17 protein-coding genes and 1 riboswitch are annotated in these 18,101 nt (G+C 69.6%); of the genes, 8 read left to right on the top strand and 9 right to left on the bottom strand.

What is annotated here, in order from left to right:
- The first annotated feature begins 216 nt into the window (after nucleotides 1-216).
- Nucleotides 217-1,092 carry an SAM-dependent methyltransferase gene (locus I003_RS0113910; RefSeq protein WP_027772086.1) on the top strand — a complete coding sequence of 292 codons (876 nt, stop codon included), beginning with the start codon at nucleotides 217-219 and terminating at the stop codon, nucleotides 1,090-1,092.
- Between the two features lie 4 nt (nucleotides 1,093-1,096).
- Nucleotides 1,097-1,903: an SAM-dependent methyltransferase gene (locus tag I003_RS0113905; protein ID WP_027772085.1), complete on the top strand. Its 807-nt coding sequence runs from the start codon at nucleotides 1,097-1,099 to the stop codon at nucleotides 1,901-1,903.
- Nucleotides 1,904-2,008: 105 nt separating this feature from the next.
- Here the strand turns inward: I003_RS0113905 and I003_RS34230 are convergent, their stop codons facing one another.
- The gene (locus I003_RS34230; RefSeq protein ID WP_158688973.1) at nucleotides 2,009-2,335 is read right to left on the bottom strand and encodes a hypothetical protein; all 327 of its coding nucleotides are present in this window, start codon (nucleotides 2,333-2,335) and stop codon (nucleotides 2,009-2,011) included.
- Nucleotides 2,336-2,493: 158 nt separating this feature from the next.
- On the opposite strand from I003_RS34230, the gene I003_RS0113895 reads away from it, so the two are divergent.
- A complete protein-coding gene (locus I003_RS0113895) occupies nucleotides 2,494-3,987 on the top strand; it encodes a glycosyl hydrolase (RefSeq protein ID WP_027772084.1) in 1,494 nt (497 codons plus the stop codon).
- A 59-nt stretch (nucleotides 3,988-4,046) separates the two neighbouring features.
- Here the strand turns inward: I003_RS0113895 and I003_RS0113890 are convergent, their stop codons facing one another.
- The 8 genes from I003_RS0113890 to I003_RS0113845 all read right to left on the bottom strand — a co-directional run bounded on the left by I003_RS0113890 (nucleotide 4,047) and on the right by I003_RS0113845 (nucleotide 13,667).
- Nucleotides 4,047-4,790, bottom strand: coding sequence for a LysM peptidoglycan-binding domain-containing protein (locus tag I003_RS0113890; RefSeq protein ID WP_027772083.1), 744 nt, complete (start codon nucleotides 4,788-4,790; stop codon nucleotides 4,047-4,049).
- Nucleotides 4,791-4,793: 3 nt separating this feature from the next.
- Nucleotides 4,794-4,954, bottom strand: a riboswitch (cyclic di-AMP (ydaO/yuaA leader).
- A gap of 726 nt (nucleotides 4,955-5,680) precedes the next feature.
- Entirely contained in the window at nucleotides 5,681-6,160 is a 480-nt protein-coding gene (locus I003_RS34810; RefSeq protein ID WP_078564006.1) for an SRPBCC family protein, read from the bottom strand.
- A gap of 67 nt (nucleotides 6,161-6,227) precedes the next feature.
- Entirely contained in the window at nucleotides 6,228-7,721 is a 1,494-nt protein-coding gene (locus tag I003_RS0113870; RefSeq protein WP_051368240.1) for an aldehyde dehydrogenase family protein, read from the bottom strand.
- A 129-nt stretch (nucleotides 7,722-7,850) separates the two neighbouring features.
- Nucleotides 7,851-9,737: a M20/M25/M40 family metallo-hydrolase gene (locus I003_RS0113865; RefSeq protein WP_051368235.1), complete on the bottom strand. Its 1,887-nt coding sequence runs from the start codon at nucleotides 9,735-9,737 to the stop codon at nucleotides 7,851-7,853.
- A 38-nt stretch (nucleotides 9,738-9,775) separates the two neighbouring features.
- The gene (locus I003_RS32180) at nucleotides 9,776-10,891 is read right to left on the bottom strand and encodes an MFS transporter (RefSeq protein WP_051368234.1); all 1,116 of its coding nucleotides are present in this window, start codon (nucleotides 10,889-10,891) and stop codon (nucleotides 9,776-9,778) included.
- An 86-nt stretch (nucleotides 10,892-10,977) separates the two neighbouring features.
- Nucleotides 10,978-11,748 carry an SDR family oxidoreductase gene (locus I003_RS0113855; RefSeq protein WP_027772079.1) on the bottom strand — a complete coding sequence of 257 codons (771 nt, stop codon included), beginning with the start codon at nucleotides 11,746-11,748 and terminating at the stop codon, nucleotides 10,978-10,980.
- Between the two features lie 55 nt (nucleotides 11,749-11,803).
- The gene (locus I003_RS32175) at nucleotides 11,804-12,736 is read right to left on the bottom strand and encodes a sulfotransferase (protein ID WP_037720823.1); all 933 of its coding nucleotides are present in this window, start codon (nucleotides 12,734-12,736) and stop codon (nucleotides 11,804-11,806) included.
- Between the two features lie 46 nt (nucleotides 12,737-12,782).
- Nucleotides 12,783-13,667, bottom strand: coding sequence for a family 3 encapsulin nanocompartment shell protein (locus I003_RS0113845; RefSeq protein ID WP_027772078.1), 885 nt, complete (start codon nucleotides 13,665-13,667; stop codon nucleotides 12,783-12,785).
- A gap of 481 nt (nucleotides 13,668-14,148) precedes the next feature.
- Between I003_RS0113845 and lysW the strand changes: the two genes are divergently transcribed.
- The 5 genes from lysW to I003_RS0113820 are packed head-to-tail and all read left to right on the top strand — an operon-like array spanning nucleotide 14,149 to nucleotide 18,101.
- A complete protein-coding gene (gene lysW / locus I003_RS34805) occupies nucleotides 14,149-14,319 on the top strand; it encodes a lysine biosynthesis protein LysW (RefSeq protein WP_078564004.1) in 171 nt (56 codons plus the stop codon).
- 32 nt (nucleotides 14,320-14,351) lie between these two features.
- Nucleotides 14,352-15,212, top strand: a complete 861-nt coding sequence (locus tag I003_RS0113835; protein WP_027772077.1) for a RimK family alpha-L-glutamate ligase — start codon at nucleotides 14,352-14,354, stop codon at nucleotides 15,210-15,212.
- Complete coding sequence (argC, locus tag I003_RS0113830) at nucleotides 15,209-16,234, top strand: N-acetyl-gamma-glutamyl-phosphate reductase (RefSeq protein WP_027772076.1); 1,026 nt, start codon at nucleotides 15,209-15,211, stop codon at nucleotides 16,232-16,234. The genes I003_RS0113835 and argC overlap by 4 nt, the downstream gene beginning before the upstream one ends.
- A gap of 29 nt (nucleotides 16,235-16,263) precedes the next feature.
- Nucleotides 16,264-17,133 carry a transketolase gene (locus tag I003_RS0113825; protein WP_078564002.1) on the top strand — a complete coding sequence of 290 codons (870 nt, stop codon included), beginning with the start codon at nucleotides 16,264-16,266 and terminating at the stop codon, nucleotides 17,131-17,133.
- Complete coding sequence (locus tag I003_RS0113820) at nucleotides 17,130-18,101, top strand: transketolase C-terminal domain-containing protein (protein WP_027772074.1); 972 nt, start codon at nucleotides 17,130-17,132, stop codon at nucleotides 18,099-18,101. Before I003_RS0113825 ends, I003_RS0113820 begins: the two co-directional genes overlap by 4 nt.

Here is an 18,101-nt window from a genome sequence, read left to right as displayed (position 1 = left end):
AGCCCGCTTGATGAGGCTCACGACCGACCCTTTCTAAGCCAGACGGAAGGCCGGGGCAAGGGGTTTGTCAGGACATCTTGTCAACTGGACGTCGGGCCCTGCCTGCGGACTCGGCCGGGGGTGTGCCCAACTGTCGCCGGGGGAAGGGGAGTCCGAGACAGCCCGCACCTCGTGTGGCAGAGTTCGGATCATCCGACGGCGTAATCCGGAGTGCATGTGACCACCGAGAACGGCGAGACGGCCTGGCTGAGCACCGTGGCCGGGACCTCCTGGACCCCGCCCGAGATCGACTACACGAAGCCGCAGGTGGCCCGGATGTACGACTACTACCTGGGCGGCAAGGACCACTACATGCCGGACCGCGAGACCGCCGAGCGCGTCGTCGGGGTCTGGCCCGGCGTGGGCAAGTTCGCCCGCGCCAACCGGCACTTCATGCACCTGGCCGTCGAGCGGCTGGCCGCCGCCGGCGTCGACCAGTTCCTGGACATCGGCACCGGCATACCCACCTCGCCGAACGTGCACGAGATCGCCCAGGCCGTACGCCCCGCGGCGCGCATCCTCTACACCGACCACGACCCCGTGGTGCTCGCACACGCCCGCGCGCTGATGAACTCCACCGCCGAGGGCCGCATCGACTACATCGAGGGCGACCTGCGCCGCCCCGCAACCATCCTCGGCCACCCCTGCATGGCCGGCCCGGATCCGGCGCTGAACCTCGCCCGCCCGGTGGCCGTCAACCTCGTGGCGATCATGCACTTCATCACCCCGGAGGACGACCCGCGGCGCATCGTCGGCGCCCTCATGGACCCGCTGCCCGCCGGCAGCCACCTCGTCCTCAGCCACATCACGGCCGAGTTCGCCCCCGCGGAGGTCGAGGCCGCCGCCGGGCTCTACCACAAGCAGGGCCTGCCCGCGCAGGCCCGCGACCGGCGCGAGCTGGCCGAACTGGTCGACGCCCTCGGCCTGGAACTGCTGCCGCCGGGCATCCTGCCCGTCAACCGCTGGCCCGCGGACGGCTCCGGCGAGACGTCCGCGCCCCTCTACACCGACGCGGAGGCATCGTGCCTGGGTCTCATCGCAAGGAAGCCGTGACGCCGTGAACGCCGAGGACGCACCGCGCCTTGCCGGCGCCGTCGACGCCTCCGTCCCGCACTCGGCGCGGGTCTGGAACTACTGGGTCGGCGGCAAGGACAACTACGAGGTCGACCGCGCCGCCGGCGACGAGGTGCTGGCGGTCTACCCGCAGCAGGCGGAGAAGGCCCGTGCCTGCCGCGCGTTCCTCATCCGCACGGTCCGCTGGCTCGCGGCGGAGGCCGGCATCCGCCAGTTCCTCGACATCGGCACCGGCCTGCCCACGGAGAACAACACCCACGAGGTGGCGCAGCGCGTGGCCCCCGAGGCGCGCATCGTCTACGTCGACAACGACCCCATGGTCCTCACCCACGCCCGTGCCCTGCTGACCAGCACCCCCGAGGGCGTCACCACGTACCTCGACGCCGACGTCCACGACCCCGGCGCGATCCTCACCAGGGCTGCCGGCACCCTCGACCTCGACCGCCCGGTGGCGCTGATGCTGCTGGGCATCCTCGGCCACGTCGAGGACCACACCACGGCCCGCGCCCTGGTGGCCCGCCTCCTCGCGGGACTGCCGCCGGGCAGCTTCCTGGTGCACTACGACGGCACCGACACGAGTCCGGAGTACGTCGAGGCCCTCCGCCGCTACGCCGCCGCCGGCGGCGTCCCGTACCACCTGCGCTCCCCCGAACAGATCAAGACCTACTACGAGGGCCTGGACCTGATCGAGCCCGGCGTCGTCCCCATCCCCGCCTGGCGACCGGACCCGACCCCCTTCGCCGGCCCGCGGGACGTGGACCAGTGGGGCGGCATCGGCCGCAAGCCGTAGCCCGGGGCGGCGGGCCGCCACCGGATCGCCTCCCGGCAGCCGCGCCCGCCGCCCCCGGGCGGACGGCGGCGGGCGCTCCGGGGGCCCGCCGCGTTCCTGCCCGGGCTACAGCCGGCCGCCCGTGAGACGGGACAGCGCGCCGCGCCGGCGCGGACGGGAACGCCGGCCGGCGGCGTAGGCGGCGGTGCCGGCGACCGCGGCGCCCGCACCGGCCGCGACGTACGTCGACTTGCGGGCCCTGAGCAGTCCTCCGGCGGTGCCGGCCGTCGAAGCGGCACGGTGGTAGACGCTTCCCAGCCTGTCCGCGACCGCCCTGGTGGTGGTCGCCTCGTCGGTGGCGTCGCTCTCGGCGTCGCTCTCGGTGGCCTTCGCGGTGGCCTCGGGTGTCTGTGTGGTCTTCTTCGTGGCAGAACCTGTCTTCGTCGTACTCATGTTCACGCGGGTAACCGCTGACGCCCGGTGAAAACCAGCCCCGCGCACCCCGGGTCGGGTGAGACGTTGACGTGGTCATTACACGGAGTCATGATGGGAGCGCTCCCAGCTCCGTGTGTACACGCCCCCACGCCCGATACCCCACCAGGAGACCTCCGGTGAGCCACCCCCCACTTCGCCGCACGCCCGCACTGGCGCTCCTCGTTCTGACCGCCCTTCTGGCGGCCCTTCTCTCGGCGAATACGGGCCACGAGGCCGCGGCGGACGAGCCCGGCACCCGTGCCCAGCCCGTCGTCTACGAGGCCGAGGACGGCCAGCTGAACGGCACCGTCGTCGAGTCCTCCGCGTCCGGCTACTCCGGTACCGGCTACGTCACCGGCTTCGACGCGGCCGAGGACTCCGTCACCCTCACCGTCCCCGACGGCCCGGCCGGGCTCCACGACCTCACGATCCACTACCGCGCCCCGTACGGGCAGAAGGTCGCGTCGCTCCGGCTCAACGGCGAGGGCGCGGGCGACGTCACCCTCGCCGCCACCGACACCTTCAGCACCGTGGCCGCGGGCAGGGTGATGCTGGGGGAGGGCCCCGACACGATCACGATCGTGAACAACTGGGGCTGGTACGAGATCGACGCCGTCAGCCTCAGCCCGAGCGAGCCCCGCCCGCCGCACCAGGTCTCCGGCGTCCCCGTCGACCTGCAGGCCACCCCCGCGGCCCGGGCGCTGCTGAGCTACCTCACCGCGGGCTACGGCGAGCACATCCTCAGCGGCCAGCAGGACACGGCCTCCCTCCGCTGGCTGGAGGAGAACGTCGGCCGCGCTCCGGCCGTGGCCGGGCACGACATGATGGACTACTCGCCCAGCCGGGTCGAGCGCGGCACCACCTCCACCGAGGTCGAAAACGCCCTCGCCTGGGACGAACGCGGCGGCATCACCACGTTCGTCTGGCACTGGAACGCCCCCGCCGGCCTCATCGACGAACCCGGCAAGGAGTGGTGGCGCGGGTTCTACACGGACGCGACGACCTTCGACGTGGCCGCCGCGCTCGCCGACCCCGCGTCCGAGGAGTACGCACTGCTGCTGCGTGACATCGACGCCATCGCGGTGGAGCTGAAGCGGCTGCAGGACGCGGGCGTCCCGGTGCTCTGGCGCCCGCTGCACGAGGCCGAGGGCGGCTGGTTCTGGTGGGGCGCCAAGGGCCCCGAGCCGGCCAAGGAGCTGTGGCGGCTGATGTACGAGCGCATGACCGGCCACCACGGGCTGCACAACCTCATCTGGGTGTGGAACTCCGTCGACCCGGCCTGGTACCCCGGCGACGACGTCGTCGACGTCATCAGCGCCGACACCTACCCCCCGATCGGCGACCACGGCCCCGCCAGCGGCACGTACGACAAGCTCGTCGACCTCGTCGGCGACAGGAAGCTCGTCGCGATGACCGAGACGGGCTCCATTCCCGACCCGGACCTGCTGCGGGCCTACGAGGCGGACTGGAGCTGGTTCACCACCTGGAGCGGCGAGTTCATCGACGACGGCGAGCACAACCCGCTGCCCTTCCTCGAAGAGGTGTACGGGCACGAGTACGTCATCACGCTCGACGAACTGGGCGACTGGCGCTCCCACCCCGGCCCGGAACGGCCGGACCGGGGCAGGTGAGCGGTGACGCCACCGCCGAAGCGGAGAGCGCCGGTGGGAACGCCGGCGCTCCCCGTTTGTCAGTACGGACCGTAGACGTTGTCGATCGACCCGTACCGGTCGGCTGCGTAATTGCAGGCGGCGGTGATGTTGGCGACCGGGTCGAAGCTGTCGGTCGAGGTACCGGGCACGTGGTAAGCCTCGAAGGTGGGAGCGATGACCTGGAGCAGACCCTTGGAAGGCGTGCCCGCCGCGGCATTGGAGTCCCAGTTGTTGATGGCCTGCGGGTCGCCCCCGGACTCGCGGATGATGTTGCGGTGAATACCCTCGTACGTACCGGGGATGCCGTGCTCGGCCATGATGGCCAGCGACTCCCTGATCCAGCCGTCGAGGTTGTCCGGGTAGCTTTCGAGGGACGCCGTGGCCGCCTTGTCTGCCGAGCCGGATTTCGCCGGCTCGGCCTTGCCGCCTATCACGAGTTCAAGGCCCGGGAGGATGAAGTCCGGGTTGCCGCCCACGGCTTCGCGATTGTCTTCGTACAACTTCTGCCAGCCGCCGCGCACGCCTTGCTCGTCGGCAATCTTCGACAGGGAATCTCCGGCGACCACGGCATAGGTGGTCGCCTCCGCCTTGGCGGTACCGGTCGCAGGAGCCTCGGCGCGTACACCGGCCTGGTGAGCGGAGGCCGGGGCGGACCCGGCCGCGGAGGCCGCGGACGCGCCGATCAGCGGGAGGGCGATCGCGACGCCGCTGACACCGGCGAAAGCGACACCACGGCCGGTCAGGCGCAGCTTGGGACGGCGATGCTTACCTCTTGCAGACATGGGTGTTTCTCCTCCTGCGCCTGCGAGGTGAGCTGTCGGGTTCGGGCAGGAGATGCCCGGCCGCACGACGGTGCGACTTCACCCCAAGCCGTTCCGGAATCCGGACCGGCGACTTACCTATGGGTCCCCCGCTCCTGCCGTATGTGGTTAGGGAACGGTTTCCGGATGGCGGCAGGATTCGGCGTCCATCCGACTGGCGCAGACTTAAGCATGTCTTTTCGATTCGGACAAGCCGCGGAACTCGTCCGGTCCATACGAGACCGCCTCCGTGGCCGGAGGAGTGCCGCCGCCGAAGCGGAGAGCACCACAACTCGCGTTCCAGATAAGGAAACTGTGAATTCCGCTGCCGGCGCCCGCGGCGGGGCGTGATTCGCGTCACCGGATGCGGGAGGGTCCGACCGGCAAGGAGGGCATGAAGGGGCGATAAGTGCGAATCAATCAAATAGGGCACAATGTGGCACAGGGGGCATCCGGTAGGTTCGCGACCCGAAGCGGGGCGGCCCGCCGACTCCGCCGCCGAAGCCCGGACGGGCCGGCGGGCTCTTCGGCCAGGAGGGCTGGCGAAGGCGTAACACCGCGGCCCGGGACGGAGGTTGTCAGCACTCCACCACGTTGACCGCGAGGCCGCCGCGGGCCGTCTCCTTGCAGTGCCTCTGCGTCTACACGGCGCTGATGTCGCCGGATCCCACCGGCAAAGGCCGCCGATGCCGGCCGAGGCGCTGGAAGCGCTCCTGAACGCCTTGAAGATCGCCGTCGAAGGACGCCTGGCGGCCGCCAGGCGCTGACCACCCACAACCGCAGATCAGCCGCCTGCTGGACACACCTCGCAGAGGGGAACGGCCAACGGCCCCGGTCGTCGGGCACACAGATCACCGTCGAGTCCACTGTGCTCAGGCCGCGGGAGGAAGGTCGTGCAGGTACTCTCCGCCCGACAGCAGTTCTGTCGGTGCGGCCAGGCCGGTCAGTATGGCGAACGCCGAGCGGAGCAGCACCCGGCCGATGACCGGGTCGATGGCCCCGGCCAGGTGAGCGACACTGGTGCGGAAACTCACCTCGTACGTCACCTCGCTGCCGTGAGGCGACGAGGAGCCCCGGGGGGCGTCGGGAACGACCTTCCAGGCGCCGTTCAGGGCGATGAAGTCTCCTGTGGTCTGCTGGAAGGTGAGACCGCCGGTCTCCATCTTTTCCTGTTGGACCCAGTGGACGGTGGCAGTACGGAAGGCCAGTTGCCAGGAGGTATGTCCTTCGCCGCAGGGCGTGACGGAGAGGACGTCCGGGGCATGGGTGGGGAAATCCTCGTGGTCGCCGAGGCGTTGCAGTAGCGTGACCGGGGCACAACTGGTGCGTGCACGCAGGATGCGGACTGTCATGGGGCCTCTGTTCTCTCTGCTGGTTCTGCGGTTGTTCCGGGAAGGTCCGCACGGGTGGGTGCACGGATCATCCGGCTGGGCGTACGACACTCACACCCTGCAGATGGGTCGTGCGCAGCATGAGGTAATTGGCCTCGCCGAACGAGCCGCCGGTCAGGCCGGTGCCGCCATGTGTGGGCAGCAGCGGCAGGAAACTGCTGTGTGATTCGTTCACTTTGAGCATGCCGCCGTTGGTCACCTCCTGAACGAACCGGTCGATGACCGCCGAGTTGCGCGCCCACAGAGAGTTGCGCAGGCCGTAGGCGTTGCCGTTGAGGAAGGACACCATCCGGTCGAGCAGTTCGTCGTCCGTGCCGTGTTCTGGCACGATTACCGGCAGCAGCGGAAAGAAGGTCTCGTTTCTTACGGCGTCGAGCGAGCGGGCATCCTGGAGTCCGTCGACGCGCAGCACCGTCGGTTCCAGGAACAGACCCGTGTCGGAGGGCGAGCCGTCCACTTCGAGTCTGCGGCCGCCTTCGACGAGGGTCGCGCCCTTGGCGAGGGCGTCGGTGATGGCGGCGAAGAAGCCTTCGGACATGAGGACCGGGGTGAGGACGACGTCGGGGTCGTCGGGGAAGCCTGGCCGGATCTCGCGGGCGGCGGCCGACAGGCGCTCGATCAGCCGATCCGCTATCGCAGGGTGGGCGATCACGTGGTTGGGGAGATTGCAGATCTGCCCGGACTGCGAGAAGCACTCGGTGAGACTGCGCACCGCATCGGCCAGGTCGGCATCCCGCCAGACCACGCTTGCGTCGTTGCCCGCAAGTTCCAGAATGGGCTTCTTGCCGGCGGCGATGGCCTCCCGCTCGAAGGCCAGGCCCTTGGCACTGCCGCCGATGTAGACGACGTCGTTGACCCGGGGGTGGGCCAGCCAGGGCTCAAGCATGGGCGGTCCGCACAGGACGTTGAGGGTGCCCGGCGGGGCGCCGATCTCCTCCAGCGCGGGCGCCACCACTTCGCGCATCGCGAATGTCACACCGAGGGGAACACTGCGCGGCGCCCGGACCACCAGGGTGTTCCCGGCCAGGAGGGCGGTCGCTCCGAACAGCGCATTCGGAGCGGCCGCGTTCTGCGGTGGATTGACGCAGACCACGCCGTCCGGCACCCGGCGCACGATCCTCTCCCGGTTGCCGTCCCGGCGGCTGTGGTGCAACTGGGCCGCGCACCACTGGAGTGTCTCCTCACTCCAGCCTGCGAGCGGATAGCTGTCGATCATCGCCCGTGCCGAGGAGATCGGCTGGCCCTCGGCGACCAGAATCTCGACGAGCACGTCCCGGTGTTCCCGGAGCAGTTCGATCATGCGGTGCGCCAGTTGCCACCGGTCCTGCATGGTGGAGCGAGCCCAGACGGGGGCTGCGTCCGCCGCTGCCCCGATCGCCTCCGTCAGCATCGTCTCGTCGGCCACCGCGCATCCGCCGATGACACGGCCGCCCGCCGTGCGCGGATCGACTCGGCCCGTGTCCAGGTCATGCTTGAGCTTCAGGCCGGCGAAGGTGTCCTCCAGGATGGTCCGGGCGGTCACCGTGTGCAGATACGCCCCGGAGAGCCCTTCGACATCCTTCCCGTTGATGTAGGCCGCGTACCTCAGCGGCCGCTGACCCGTGCGGCCTGCCGCATGGTGTTCCACGTGTGTCCTCCTGGTGTTCCACTCTCACTGGGTGCACTGCTCTCCCCGGGCCACCGGAAGCGAAAGCCACTCCCGGACGGCCCCGGCCAGCACTGTCCGCGCCTGGCGGAACTCCGGCGCCGGTAGCCGTTCGTGCGGCGTGTGGTCGTGCTTCGAGTCGCCGGGGCCGTAGGCGACCATCGGCACCCCGCGCCAGGTCGTCGCCAGGGTGTTCATGTCACTGCTGCCCTTCTTCATCAGGTAGCGGGGGCTCGACCCCGCTGTCCGGAAGGCTCGCTGGAACGCCCTCACCAGGGGAGCGGACCGTGCTGTGGACACCCCCGGGGTGGCCCGCAGCACGTCGAGGCGCACCGGTTCGGCCGTCGCCTTCTCCAGCGCGGCCAGCAGCTCGCCCTCGTCGAGACGCGGCGGGACCCGGACGTCCACCACGGCCTCGCCGGTCTGGAGATCGCCCTCGTTCAGGGCACGGATGCCGAGGACGGCGGTGAGTGCCTCGGGGTCGAGTCGCTCGACCGCCGCGCGGGTCGCCCGCAGTACCTCGACCATGCGGTCGCCAGCGGTACGGACACCTTGTCCCGCCGTGTGCTCGGTGTGCTCCGAGACGCTGAAGCGCACCTTGACCAGACCGTAGTAGCCGATGGTCAGCGCCGCGGCACCGCTCGGCTCTCCGACGATCACCGCATCGGCCGGGTAGTGGTCGCGGACGTGGAAGGCGCCCGCCCCGGTGGTCTCTTCCTGGACCGCCCCGACCACCTGCACCCGGGCATGGTCCGGAACATCCAGGTCCGCGAGGGTCTGGAGATAGGCCACCAGGCTCGCCTTGGCGTCGACGCTGCCCCGCCCCGAGAGCACATCGCCGTCCCAGCCCACCCGCCACCGGTGCGGAACGGTGTCGATATGGCCGAGCATCAGCAGACGGCGAGGGCCCGAGCCCCGCGTGGCCACGAAATTGCCCGCGGAGTCGATCCGAGCCGGGATTCCGCGCTCCGCGCACCACCCGGTGAGGAACTCGGCGAGTGCTGACTCGTCGTTGGAGACCGAGGAGATCTCGACCGCCCTGGCCAGCAGGCTGAGATCCGGTGCGGGCGCCGGGGCCCGCCAGAACCAGGTGCCCTGGGCCGTCGACAGGGTGTGCGGGCCGGTGATCGCCACATCGCAGGTGCCGTCGAGGGCGGTTTCCGCTGCCCTGACCTTCTGCCGCATCCGCCCGCCGGCGTAACCCCCGCCTTCGCCACGGGCGGCGTGGCGCAGCGTGCTCACCGGCGCGCTCGGATCGGTGAGCAGACCCGCCGTGCCGGTGACCAGGCGCAGATGATCCGCGTCGAGAGCCTTGGCGGTTTCAGCGGCGAGGACATCGGCGTCCACGTTCAGCGGGGTGCCCAGGGCCGCATCGGCTACCGGAGGTGCGATGCACACCACGTCAAAGGCTCTGAGCAGGCTTTCGAGACGGTCCGCGGCCACGTCGCGGATCGTGCCCGCACGGTGGTCGCGGATCAGACGCGTCCTGCCTCCGTCCGTCACCCGCAGCGGGCCGCCCACATCGGCGCGTACCAGAGGGCCCTTGTGCGCCACCGTCGCGAAGACCGACAGACCCCGCGTGCCGAGTTGTTCCTCGACGCGCGGCAGAGTGATCTGCTCGTAGGCGGCCACGAGGTACGGCAGCTCGTCGGGCGGGCAGTATCTGACCTCGTTCCCGCCCCGCAGTGTGACCGAGCGGACCTCGCGGCCGATGCGCCGGTAGTACTCGGTGATCCCCGCCGCCCCGCCGACGACGACGAGCAGTCGTGCGCTGCGTCGGTGCAGGTCGAGCAGTTCGTCGAAGACGGCGTTGTGCGCCAATGTCGCACTTCCCAGCTTCACCACGTACAACGCGGCGTCGCCGGCGCTGGCAACCTCTCCCAGGGCAGGCATGGGACGTTCCCTTCATTCGGTGGGCGATCACTGGTAGTTCAGTGCGCCGCTGAGCGTCCCGGGGCGTGGCGTCGTGCTGCCACAGTGCCGCTGAGGAGCGATCCGAGTACGGCCAGCGCGGACAGGAGAAATGTCGCCGTGTAGCTCACCTCGGCCAGGGCCCCGCCCAGCAGGCCCACGACGCCGACGCTGACGTCGAAGCAGGACGTGAGCGCACCGAGGGCGGCTCCGCGTTCCGCCTCCGGGGTGGTGTCGATGGTGATGAGCGCGAGAGCCGGGTAGAGCAGCGTGAAGCCGGCTCCCGCGATCAGCGCCCCCGCCGCCGCAATCCACAGCGAGGAGGCGAAGGCGATGAGCAGCATGCCGGCCGCCTCGACCGATGCGGAGAAGACGATCACCGATAGCGGTCCCAGGCGGTCCGGAGCGCGTCCGGCGACCAGCCGCATCGCGACGTACGCGATGCTGAACAGACTGATCAGCATCGATCCGTTCCCGATGCCACGGGACGTGAGCGTCAGCGCCCCGAAGCTCGCCACGGCGGCGTACCCGAACGCGCCGCAGCCCAGTGAGATCCCGGGGAGTACCGACGACGGCGGCAGCAGCCGGGTGGAGACGGCGGTACCGAGCCGTGGTGTATCGGCCAGCGGCACCAGCAGCACCACCGCGACGGCGGGCAGGAGGGCGACGGTGATCCAGACTGTGCCGTACGAGCCGACGCGGAAGAGAACCTCGCCGAGCACCGGCCCCACCGTGAGGCCGGTCCACATGGCCAGACCGTAGTAGCCCACGATCTGACCGCGCCGTTCCGGCGGCGTCAGGTGCACCGTCCACACCGAGCCGGCGGTGAACAGCAGCGCCTCTCCCACCCCCATGACCAGGCGGGCCGCCAGCAGCCCCGGCAGGCCGAAGGGCAACGCGTACATGCCCCCGGTCACCACGACGAGCCCGGCGCCGGACATCATCACCTGCCGGCTGCCCCGCCGCTGCGCGAGCCGGCCCGCATACGGCCGCACCAGCAGTGCCACCACACCCGAGGAGGTGAACGCGGCCCCGACCCCGAGGGGCGACCCGCCCAGTTGCTCGGTGACCAGCCTCGGGATCACCGGGATGACCATGCCGAACGAGGTGAAGGTACACAGCAGCGCGGCCGCCACTCCCGCGAACGTACGAATCCACCCCTGAGCCCCGGCCGCCGCCGCGGGGCCGGCGTGCCCGCCAGCCGAGGTCACCTCCCCCTCCGTCAGCCGACGCCACGTGTCTTGCCTCCGTCCGCGACCAGCACGGCACCGGTCACGTACGCGGCCTGCTCGCTGGCGAGGAAGGCCACAAGTGCGCCCAGATCCTCGGCCCGGCCGATTCTGCCCAGCGGCAGCTTCCGGGCCACCTCGGCGAGCCGGGCCTCGACCTCCGCGCCGAACTGCTTGTCGAGGATGGGCGTCCGGTGGAACCCGGGGGCCAGCACGTTCACGGTGACACCGTTGGCGCCGAGGGCGTGGACCAAGCCCTTCACGAAGCCCAGCACCCCGAGCCGGGAGACGGAGGACAGGCCGCTGGCGGTGCTGGGCTCACGGATCGATTCGGAGGTGATCATGATGATGCGGCCCCAGCCCGCCTGGAGGAGATGGGGCTTGGCGGCGAGGGAGAGCGAGACGTGCGGCAGCAGGTTGTCGTTGATCGCCCTGCGGTACTCGCCGACCGAGAAGTCCTCCACCGGGCCGAACGGCACCCCGCCGGAGTTGGTCACCAGGACGTGAAGCCCGCCCAGCTCCACGGCGGTGCGCAGCACCCAGCCCGTGGCGGCGTCCTCGTCGCTGAGATCCACCACGGTGCTGAGCACCCGGCCGGCTCCGCGGTCCGCCAGCTCCGCGTGCGCGCGGGCCAGTTTCTCCGGGTCCCTGCCGCAGATGGAGACGTGCGCCCCCTCCGCGGCCAGTGCCCCGGCGACCGCGAGACCGAGTCCGCTGCTCGACGCCGCGACGGCCGCCACGCGCCCCTCCAGTCCAAGATCCATGTGCTGTGCTTCCTGCTCTCTCTGTGATGTCAGTGACGGACTTCGCGACCCTGGTTCACCGTCCCCGGGGCGTCGGCGGGTAGCCGTACCGGTGAAGGAGCGGCGCGGCGAACGCCGTGGCCGCCGTGAGCTGCGCGGCCGGCAGCCCGGTGCGCCACCGTTCATCGGGCCGGATCACGGTCCTGCCCGTGCGCAGCCGGTCAGGATTGCCGGTCACCGTGTGGTTGCCGGCGAGGTGGACGGTGCCGTCCGCATCGACGGGCGGTTCGTCGCCGAGGTCCAGGAAACGCAGCACCTGGAGCATCACCTTCCGGGGCTCTCGGCACAGGTCCTCGTGTCTGAGCCGCAGACACCTGCCTCGGACGGCAGCGGCGACCTCTTCCGAGGCGAGGTTGAAGGCTGTCCAGTAGGCGCTGCTGCGCGCCGGGGACAGCGCCGGAATGTAGTCCTTGGCCCGCTGGTACGACAGGGCCGTGGCACGCGGATCACGCACCATGTGCAGGATGCGCACGTCGAGGTCGGCCCGCCCACACAGAGCCGCGGCCTCCGCGGGGAACTTCGAGCCGTCGACGATGAGTCGTTCCCCGCCCCTGGAACGAAGTGCGTGATAAATGTCGGCGGTGCGGTCCAGAACGTCCGCAACCCCCGGTGCGGGTGCCGTCCTGCCCAGCGCTTCCGCAAGCCTGGTCCTGGTGTGACGGGTGCGCAGCAGGGCGTGCTGCCGCATGACCATACGGTGTGCGTCCGCTGCGGTGACGCCGCCCGGCAGGGAGTCGAGCACCGCCGACCACAGGGGGCAGCCGGTCAGGTGATCGCCGCAGCCGCACACGGAGTTGGTGCCGGAGGCGAGGAGCCCGTTCTCCCAGAGGTAATGCAGCTCTCCCGCGTGCAGAACCCCGGGCAACTCGTTGAGAACGTTGCCCACGAGCGTGCTGCCGCTACGCATCCATCCGGTGATGTAGAGGATGCGGGGGTACTGGTCGGTCATGGTGGCGAGGGTTCCTTTCCGGCTGTCCGGTTCCGCTGGGCCGCAGTCAGCCCTGTGACAGCAGCAGGAAGTGCTGGGGCAGATGAACGGCCAGGCCCACGCGGGTGGTGGCCTCGATCATGTCGGTGCCGTCGGGCCCCGCGCCCCTGCGCAGTGCCAGTGACGCGACTTCGGGCACCAGCAGGGTGGCGGCGGCCCTGAAGTCGCCGAGCAGCACCTGGGTGCGTGGGATCATCCGGGTACGCGACACCGTGATGCCGGCCTCGTTCAGCAGCCGGAGGGCGCCCCGGCCGACCAACTCCCAGTAGGTGAAGGGATGGACGACGATGCCGTCGCACGAACCGCCGGTCTCCTCGACCTCGGCCGCTCCGCCGGTGATCGCCGCCACCAGGTCGTCGCCGAGGGTGCGGGTACGTGAGTCGGGAAGCGACAGCAGCCCGGGTATCGCCTTGTCCGCCGTACCGTGCAGCAGGGCTTCGTTCTCGACGGCGGACAGTCTGACGAGCACCCGGTAGTCGACGAACGGGGCCAGCAGCGCGGGTTCGTGAATCAGCCCGGCGGGCAGCGGCACCGACACCGCCAGGTCGCTGAGGTCGGCCGTCTTCAGGCAGGGGGCGAAGCGGGCCTCCGGTGTGGTGGCGTACGACGTGCCGGAGGCTCCGGTGGTATGGGCCGGGGGCTCGTGCACATACAGCCCCGGACCATCGGATACCGACGCGGTCTTCATCAGGTGCCGGACCGCGTACCGGGGACGGGTGGCGAACAGGGGGAAGACCGCGGGCAGATGAGCCCTGAAGGGCACGACGACGTCCTTGTCCGGACTCTTGCCCTGGACGGTCCTGGCGAACTCCTCGCCCGGGCTGTGCTCCCTGACCGCGGGATCGGCGAGACTGACGCGAACCGGCTCGATGAGGGCAGGGCCGGTCGCCATTCCCTTTGTCGTTCCTTGCATGTGCTCTCCGCAGTTTGTTTGGGGCGGCCTGGGTGGGCCCGGATGTGCTTACGGGTAGTTGTCCCCGATGGCCGGGCAGAAGTCACCTTCCGGTCTCTGCCGGTGCACTTGGCCGACGGGGGCGAGAAATTCACGCATAGCCGAAGGATTGTGGATACGAGCAACCCGCAGGGGGATCGTTCCTGGGCAATGCGACTATAGATGATTTCCGGATGCCGGCAACATGACAGCAAGTTGCGTCTCTTCCACGGATGCTTATGGTGTTGATGAATCGTGCTTATGTCTTCTGCGATAAGCAGGGCTGATCAAAGTCAGAAGCATTTCTGATTGGCGTATATCCCACTCCTGTGGGTACCGTTCGTGTGCCGTCGGACCGGAGTTCCTCCCTGTCCTGCGGCTTTTCAGGCAAGGTTGAGCACTGGTTGAGAATTCAGGTCGATCGCATGCGTGGGAGGATGTCATGACAGTCGCCGCCTGCCCGGATTGTGAAGCACAGGTGCAGATGGACCCGGACGTTCGTGTGAGTGAGATCGTCGAATGCGTCGAGTGCCGTGCTGAGCTTGAGGTTGTCGGGGTCGATCCCGCGACCCTCACAAAAGCCCCGGAAGTCGAAGAGGACTGGGGTGAGTAGTCGGGAGGGATTTCTGGCAGGGAATCGAAGACATGAGAGCAACCGCACCCGATGTCGTCTTGTTGGCCTCGCGTATACGGACCGAAGAAAAGCGCTTAGTGGCGGCGTTCGAGCGGCGCGGCGTCGGCTACGAGGTCGTTGACACCCGCGAGCTGGCCGTCCCGCTGGACGGGGCCACGCCACCGCGTACCGTACTCAACCGCGAGATCGGCCATTATCGGGCGAGCTATTCGGCTGCCGCCCTGGAAGCGCTGGGGGCCAGGGTGTTCAACTCGGCGGCCACCACAGCGGTCTGCGGCGACAAGTGGCGCTCCTCCACGGCGTTTGCGCGGTGCGGACTGCCCACCCCGCGCACCGCCCTGGCCATGACCCCGCAGGCCGCGCTGTCCGCCCTCGAAGAGATCGGTTATCCGGCCGTCATCAAACCGCTGGTCGGCTCCTGGGGGCGGCTCGTGACCGCTATCGACTCCAGGGAGACGGCGGTCGCCGTGCTCGAACACATTGCGGCGTTTCCGGCACCGCAGTCCCATATCGTTTATGTGCAGCAACTGATCCCCAAGCCGGACCGGGATATCCGAGTTGTGGTGGTGGGCGGTGAGGCGCTCGGCGCCACATACCGACGCGGTGCGGAATGGCGGACAAACGTCGCTCGTGGTGCTCTCAGTGAATTCTGTCCGCTCGGTGCAGAGCAGCAGAAGCTCGCGGTCGCCGCGGCCGGGGCCGTCGGTGCCGATATCGCAGGTGTCGACCTGTTGGAAGACGCGGAGGGCCGTATGTTCGTGCTTGAGGTGAATCACAGAGTGGAGTTCACTGGTTTCCAGCAGGCCCAGAAAGGCCGGGTGGACGTTGCCGACCGCATCGTCGAGCACGTCGTGTCCACGGTTGCCGCATGATGAAAGCAGCCGTTGCCGGCGGCGCGGGATACATCGGCGGGGAAGTGGTGCGTCTGCTCCTGGGGCACCCGGAGGTCGAACTTTCCACGGTGACCTCGAAGAGTTTCGCGGGCCGCCCGGTGGACGGTGTGCACCCGAACCTGCGTAAACGCACCGAGTTGCGTTTCTGCAGGCCGGAGCAGTTGGGTACGTACGATGTGCTGTTCCTGGCCGGTGCACACCGGGAAACCATGCGCCGTATGCCGTATTTCCTTGACCGTGCCGAGGTCGTCATCGATCTCTCGGGTGATTTCCGGCTGCACTCCGCCAAGGTGTACGAGGAGTACTACGGGGTCCCGCACGAGGCGGCCGGCGTGATCGAGTCGTTCGTCACGGGCCTGCCGGAGTTGCACCGCGTCGAACTGAAGAGCGCGGGACGGATCAGCGTGCCGGGTTGCATGGCCACTGCGGCCATCCTCGCCCTGCACCCTCTCGTTCGGGAAGGACTACTCGACGGCGAGGTGGCGGTCGATGCCAGAACGGGCTCCAGCGGTTCGGGGGCCACGGCGGGGCCGGCCAACCTGCATGCCGAACGCAGCGGAGCACTCCGGGTGTTCGCTCCGACCCGGCACCGGCACGAGGCGGAGATACAGCAGGCCACCGGGCTGACCGTGCGTATGACCGCCAGTGGTGTGGAGGCTGTCCGCGGGGTCCAGGTACTGTGCCGGGCCAAGCTCACCGTCCCGGCGGACGAACGAACCGTGCGTGCCGCTTACCGGACCTGCTACCGCGACGAGCCGTTCGTGCGCGTCGTGGCCGAGCGCCGCGGCATGCACCGGCTGCCCGACCCGAAGCTGCTCGCCGGTTCCAACTTCTGCGACGTCGGCTTCGCTCTTGAGCCGGAGACGCCGCATGCGCTGCTGGTCGGTGCACTCGACAACCTGGTCAAGGGCGGTGCGGGAAACGCCGTACAGGCGATGAACATCCGATTCGGCTGGCCTGAGCACCTCGGTCTGGAATTCACCGGTCTGCATCCCCACTGACGGGATTCGGCGGGACGGAGGAGCAAAAGATGAGTGATGTACTCACAGGGAGGGACCGGGGGCCCGCTTCCGGCGGAACGGACCAGTGGAGGGAGGCGACGGGCCGCATCCGCGAGCACATCGTGGAACTGTGTGCCAGCCGGGAGGGCGGCCATCTCGGCGGCTCCATGTCCCTCGTGGAGATCCTTACCGCACTGTATTTCGGCGTGCTGCGCATCGATCCCGACCACCCCGACCACCCTGAGCGCGACATCCTGTTGCTGAGCAAAGGACACGGAGGCGTCGGGCTGTACGCCGCCCTCGCCGAGCGCGGGTTTTTCCCCGTGGTGCGTCTTGCCGAGTACGGCGTGCCGGGCAGTGACTTCATGGCGCACCCGCACCCGAAGATCCCGGGCGTCGAGATGCCCACCGGCTCGCTGGGGCACGGTCTCGCACTGGGGGTGGGCCTGGCCCTGGCCGACCGGATCGACGGCAACGGACGGCGGTGCTTCGTCGTCATGGGTGACGGCGAGCTCCAGGAGGGCTCGGTCTGGGAGGCGGCGATGGCGGCGAGCGCGCAGCGGCTCGACGGGCTGACAGCGGTGATCGACCGCAACGGCCTGCAGATCACCGGTGCCACCGAGGACGTCGTCCCGCTGGAGCCGCTGGCCGATCGATGGCGCGCCTTCGGCTGGCACGCCATCGAGGTGGACGGCCACGACCTCGGCGCGCTCGTCGCCGTACTGACCGCACCCGGCGAGTCGGGCAAACCCACCGTGGTCATCGCCAGGACCGTCAAGGGCAAGGGGCTGCCCTTCGTCGAGGGACAGGTACGCAGCCATTTCGCCCGGCTCGGTGAGCGGCAGCGCGACCGTGCCCTGAACGCCCTGCGCACGACCGCACGGAGGAACGCGACATGACCAAGGCCACGACGGTCGCCGACGCGCGCGCGCCGCGAAAGGCCCGTTCATCGCGAGAGGTCTTCCGGGACACCCTGCTGGAGCTGATGCCCGGCGACGGGCGACTGGTCTGCCTGGACACCGACACCGGCCTGTTCAACGGCGTCGACCTGGAAGGCGTGGCGGACCGCTACATCAACCTCGGCATCGCCGAGCACACCCTCATGGGTGCTGCCGCCGGGCTCGCCAAACGGGGTTACCTCCCTGTTGTCAACACGATGGCGACGTTCGCCGCCACCCGGGCACTGGAGGCCGTGAAGCTTGACATCGCCCTGAACAACCTGCCGGTGCGTATCGCGAGCACCCACTCCGGTGTCTCGGCGGGCCATCTCGGGCCGACACACCACTCGCTGGAGGACGTGGCCGTCATGCGGCTGCTGCCGCACATGACCGTGCTTGTCGCCTCGGACGCGGCCACCACGGAGCATCTCTTCCGCCAGTCCCTGGACCTGCCGGGGCCCGTGTACCTGCGCCTGGGCCGCAACGCCACACCCGACCTGCCCGCCGACGCGCCGCCGGTGCGGATCGGGAGGATGCAGGTGCTCCGTGAGGGCGGCGACATCACGCTCGTCGCCTGCGGTACGTACCCCGTGCACACGGCGCTGGAAGCGGCCGACCTGCTGACGGCGGACGGCATCGCCGCCGCCGTCCTCAACGCACACACCGTCAAACCCCTGGACAGCGAGGCCCTCAAGGCTGCCGCCGAGGCGACCGGGAGGGTCATCACCGTAGAGGAGCACTGGCAGAGCGGAGGGCTCGGCGGTGCCGTCGCGGAGGCGCTGTCCGAACTGCCGGCCGTCACGGTGAGCCGGGTGGGCATGCCGGACGCGTTCGCCTCCGTGTCGGGCGGTCAGCAGTACCAGCTGGAGCAGGCCGGTATCACTTCCGGGGCGGTCGCGGCGCGGGCCAGAGAGGTGATCGGCGTATGA

This window comes from Streptomyces sp. CNQ329, assembly GCF_000482585.1.
This window is presented reverse-complemented; position numbering and strand designations above follow the sequence as displayed.

Excerpts from the sequence above, each read along its gene's own strand:
- I003_RS34230 (WP_158688973.1), bottom strand. The coding sequence starts at position 2,335 with ATGAGTACGACGAAGACAGGTTCTGCCACGAAGAAGACCACACAGACA.
- I003_RS0113890 (WP_027772083.1), bottom strand. The coding sequence starts at position 4,790 with ATGTCTGCAAGAGGTAAGCATCGCCGTCCCAAGCTGCGCCTGACCGGC.
- I003_RS34810 (WP_078564006.1), bottom strand. The coding sequence starts at position 6,160 with ATGACAGTCCGCATCCTGCGTGCACGCACCAGTTGTGCCCCGGTCACG.
- I003_RS0113865 (WP_051368235.1), bottom strand. The coding sequence starts at position 9,737 with ATGCCTGCCCTGGGAGAGGTTGCCAGCGCCGGCGACGCCGCGTTGTAC.
- I003_RS0113855 (WP_027772079.1), bottom strand. The coding sequence starts at position 11,748 with ATGGATCTTGGACTGGAGGGGCGCGTGGCGGCCGTCGCGGCGTCGAGC.
- I003_RS32175 (WP_037720823.1), bottom strand. The coding sequence starts at position 12,736 with ATGACCGACCAGTACCCCCGCATCCTCTACATCACCGGATGGATGCGT.
- I003_RS0113845 (WP_027772078.1), bottom strand. The coding sequence starts at position 13,667 with ATGGCGACCGGCCCTGCCCTCATCGAGCCGGTTCGCGTCAGTCTCGCC.
- lysW (WP_078564004.1), top strand. The coding sequence starts at position 14,149 with ATGACAGTCGCCGCCTGCCCGGATTGTGAAGCACAGGTGCAGATGGAC.
- I003_RS0113835 (WP_027772077.1), top strand. The coding sequence starts at position 14,352 with ATGAGAGCAACCGCACCCGATGTCGTCTTGTTGGCCTCGCGTATACGG.
- argC (WP_027772076.1), top strand. The coding sequence starts at position 15,209 with ATGATGAAAGCAGCCGTTGCCGGCGGCGCGGGATACATCGGCGGGGAA.
- I003_RS0113825 (WP_078564002.1), top strand. The coding sequence starts at position 16,264 with ATGAGTGATGTACTCACAGGGAGGGACCGGGGGCCCGCTTCCGGCGGA.
- I003_RS0113820 (WP_027772074.1), top strand. The coding sequence starts at position 17,130 with ATGACCAAGGCCACGACGGTCGCCGACGCGCGCGCGCCGCGAAAGGCC.